General features: G+C 73.4%; 5 protein-coding genes. 4 read left to right on the top strand and 1 reads right to left on the bottom strand.

Annotated elements, in window-relative coordinates:
• The first annotated feature begins 85 nt into the window (after nucleotides 1-85).
• Nucleotides 86-472, top strand: coding sequence for a hypothetical protein (locus tag ACFU6K_RS35315; RefSeq protein ID WP_380670161.1), 387 nt, complete (start codon nucleotides 86-88; stop codon nucleotides 470-472).
• 42 nt (nucleotides 473-514) lie between these two features.
• Nucleotides 515-718, top strand: a complete 204-nt coding sequence (locus tag ACFU6K_RS35310) for a hypothetical protein (protein ID WP_380670159.1) — start codon at nucleotides 515-517, stop codon at nucleotides 716-718.
• A gap of 85 nt (nucleotides 719-803) precedes the next feature.
• Here the strand turns inward: ACFU6K_RS35310 and ACFU6K_RS35305 are convergent, their stop codons facing one another.
• The gene (locus ACFU6K_RS35305; protein WP_380670157.1) at nucleotides 804-1685 is read right to left on the bottom strand and encodes a PIG-L family deacetylase; all 882 of its coding nucleotides are present in this window, start codon (nucleotides 1683-1685) and stop codon (nucleotides 804-806) included.
• 315 nt (nucleotides 1686-2000) lie between these two features.
• Between ACFU6K_RS35305 and ACFU6K_RS35300 the strand changes: the two genes are divergently transcribed.
• Together ACFU6K_RS35300 and ACFU6K_RS35295 are read left to right on the top strand one after the other, a co-directional pair.
• Nucleotides 2001-2429, top strand: a complete 429-nt coding sequence (locus ACFU6K_RS35300; RefSeq protein ID WP_181970405.1) for a hypothetical protein — start codon at nucleotides 2001-2003, stop codon at nucleotides 2427-2429.
• The coding region (locus ACFU6K_RS35295; RefSeq protein WP_380670155.1) for an AAA family ATPase at nucleotides 2426-3100 on the top strand (675 nt) is incomplete at its 3' end. The genes ACFU6K_RS35300 and ACFU6K_RS35295, both read left to right, overlap by 4 nt.

Here is a 3100-nt window from a genome sequence, read left to right as displayed (position 1 = left end):
GCCCCGACCCGTCGCCGGCCACCCCGCTCCGTGACGCCGCTTCGCACGACCGGCCACCGGAGCACCGGACAGGAGAGACAGGACCATGTACGAGCAGCCGCCGCCCCAGGCACAACCGATCGACCGCACGTACCCGTACCCCGCGTACCTGAAGGTGGTGAAGGAGACCGTCGACATCGGCGAGTCCATCGCCATCGGCGGGACCGTCGGCAACGGCGGCGACCGGAACGCGGCCACGTCGTCCATGACGGGGGCCCTCGGATTCAGCAGCGGCCCGCAGCCGAGCGACACCGTGGTCGACACCTCCGAGGAGGCCGCGGCCACCGCCGCGAACCCCGTCACCCAGATCATGGACGGCCCCGGGGGATTCTACGGCCCCAGCTTCGCGGACCCGCCCCCCTGGGCCTGCGACGGTGCCCCCACCCCCGGCTGCCTGCCGTCCCCGCCTCCCAGCATCGGAGGCCTGTACTGAGCCTCACCAACCGTCCCGGCACACACGAAGGGAAGAACGACCATGACCATGGAAGAGGTCCGCGAGGAGCGCCGGGCGTGGTCTCCCACCCCGCAGCTCCCGAGACTGGCCCCGCCGGTCGACCGCACCCACCGCACCGGCGGCGCCCTGGGCGACGCCTCCGGCGTCGAGGCCGACAGCTTCTGGAGCAGCGCCTGGAACGCTCTCAAGACAGTGGCACCGATCGCCGCCAGCGTGCTGCTCTGACGGGATCCACCCACGGACAGCGCGTCCGTACCGTGCCGGCGGCGAGGCCGATCCGCCCCGCCGCCGGCACACCGCTGCCCGATGGTCAGCGCAGGCCGGCGAAGAGGTCGTTCTCGGGCAGGGCCGCGCCGGTGGTGTCCTTGACCCGGACGAAGGTCTCCACGCCCAGCAGCTCGGTGAACCGCTCCTTGCCCATCCGCAGGAAGAAGATGTTGTCCCCCTGGCTGGCGTGCGCGGCCAGGGCGTCGAACTTCCGGCCGCCGAAGGCGGTGGTGTCCACCCAGGTGCTGATCTCCTCGTCCGGCAGGCCGAGTTCGGGCAGCTCGGACGCCTCGGGCAGTTCGGGCGCCTCGGGAAGCTCGGCCGCCTCGGCCGCCTCGGCCGCCTGCGCCGACTGCTCCTGGTCCGGGCCGAACTCCCGCATGACCTCCCCGAACCGCCGCACCGCCGAGTGCGGCACCGTCGTCCAGTAGACCTTCGGCGACAGGTCGACCAGCTCCAGCGCCGCCATCGTGATGCGGTGGGCCTGGATGTGGTCGGGGTGACCGTAGAACCCGTTCTCGTCGTAGGTGACGACCACGTCGGGCCGGTAGTGCCGCATCAGTTCGGCGAGCCGGGCGGCGCCGTCCGCCACCGGCGTGCGCCAGAACGAGCCGGGCGCGTCATTGCTCTCCCAGCCCATCATCCCGGAGTCGGCGTACTCCAGCAGCTCCAGGTGGCCGACCTCCAACACCTCGCAGCTGGCCTCCAGTTCCTTCCTGCGCATCGCGGCGACGGCCACCGGGTCGTGCCCGTCCTCCCCGGGCTTGACCCCTCCCGGGCCGTCGCCGCACCTGCCGTCCGTACACGTCACGAGCACCGTGCGGACGCCCTCCGCCGCGTAGCGGGCGAGCACACCCCCGGTCCCGGTCGCCTCGTCGTCGGGGTGGGCGTGCACCGCCATCAGCGTCAAAGGCCGGTCAGTCATGAAAATCCATCCTCAGATCCGAACAGTTCTCGCCCCAGTCTGCGTCACACGGACGGGTGTCCGCTGCTGATATCCCGCCCGGGGCGACGGGCAGGCCCGGCACCCGACCAGGGCGGCGGACCCGTCCGTCCCAACTGCGCGGTGCGGTGCCGATGTTCCCGGGCGGAACCCCGCCGTCCGGCACCGCCGGCCGACCGACACCGGATCGAGACCGACCGTTTCGCGCGTACCGGGCCCACCGCCGCCGCCGGTTCCCTACGCTGTGGCCGATTCACTCCGTCCGGCCGCCACGGCACGGGACTTCGAGGGGGAGCCATGGAACTCGACGCCTTCATGGAACTGGCCGGCCCGCCGATCGGCGCCGCGCTCGCCGCGTACGGCGACTCGGTGCTGACCCGGGCCGAGGACGCGGCCGCGAGCGCCACCGTGGGCCTGGGCACCCGCATCCTCCAGCGGGTGTGGCGCCGGCGCGACGAGCGGCAGCGCGAGGCGCTGGAGTCGGACGTCGCCGAGGCGGTGCAGGACGACGCGAACCCGGACGCCCAGGCGGCGCTGCGGCAGGCCGTTCGGCGCACGCTGCGCCAGGATCCCGAACTGCTGGCGGAGCTGGCCGCCGCGCTGCCGCGGCCGGAGCCGTCCTCGGTCACCGTCGTGGTGTCGGGCCAGGGCTCCATCGTCAACACCGGTACCAACGAGGGGACGATGAGCACCAGGACGGTCGTCCACGGGGACGGCGCCCGGTGACATCGTCCGTCCACCACTTCCACGGCGCCGGGCAGATCTCCAACGTCAACAGCAGCAACGACGGCGTGATGGTCACCCAGACCACCACCGTCGTGCTGCCCGCCGAGGCGCTGCGCTCGGCGGCCGACACCCCGGCCGACGGGCTGGTCCACCTGCTCCAGCCGAACGCCCGCTTCACCGGCCGGCAACGGGAACTGGCCGCGCTGCGCGAGGCGTTGACCACCGGACGGCCCGGGCCCGGTGCGGCGGCGGTGGTCGTGCACGGCCTGGGCGGGGTCGGCAAGAGCACCCTGGCACTCCAGTACGCCCAGAGCTTCCGCACGGCGTACGACCTGGTCTGGTGGATCGACGCCTCCTCCCCCGGCGGCGTCGAGGAGGCCCTGACCGGGATCGCCCGGCGGCTGAGCCCCGCCTGGGCCGGGACCGCGCGGCCGCCGGAGCTGGCGGCCTGGGCGCTGGCCTGGCTCCAGCACCACACCGGCTGGCTGCTGGTGTACGACGACGTCGAGGACCCGGCGCTGCTCGAACCGTTCCTGGGCAGCCTCACCCGCGGGCACCACCTGGTCACCACCCGGCTCGCCGACGACTGGGACACGCTCGGCGCCGCCTCCGACGGCGCGCTGCTCGCCCTCGACGTGCTCCCCCACGAGCAGGCGACCGAGCTGCTGTGG

The organism is Kitasatospora sp. NPDC057512 (genome assembly GCF_042802135.1).
Taxonomy (GTDB): Bacteria; Actinomycetota; Actinomycetes; order Streptomycetales; family Streptomycetaceae; genus Kitasatospora.
This window is presented reverse-complemented; position numbering and strand designations above follow the sequence as displayed.

Coding starts and splice junctions, on each gene's coding strand:
- ACFU6K_RS35315 (WP_380670161.1), top strand. CDS start 86: ATGTACGAGCAGCCGCCGCCCCAGGCACAACCGATCGACCGCACGTAC.
- ACFU6K_RS35305 (WP_380670157.1), bottom strand. CDS start 1,685: ATGACTGACCGGCCTTTGACGCTGATGGCGGTGCACGCCCACCCCGAC.
- ACFU6K_RS35300 (WP_181970405.1), top strand. CDS start 2,001: ATGGAACTCGACGCCTTCATGGAACTGGCCGGCCCGCCGATCGGCGCC.
- ACFU6K_RS35310 (WP_380670159.1), top strand. CDS start 515: ATGACCATGGAAGAGGTCCGCGAGGAGCGCCGGGCGTGGTCTCCCACC.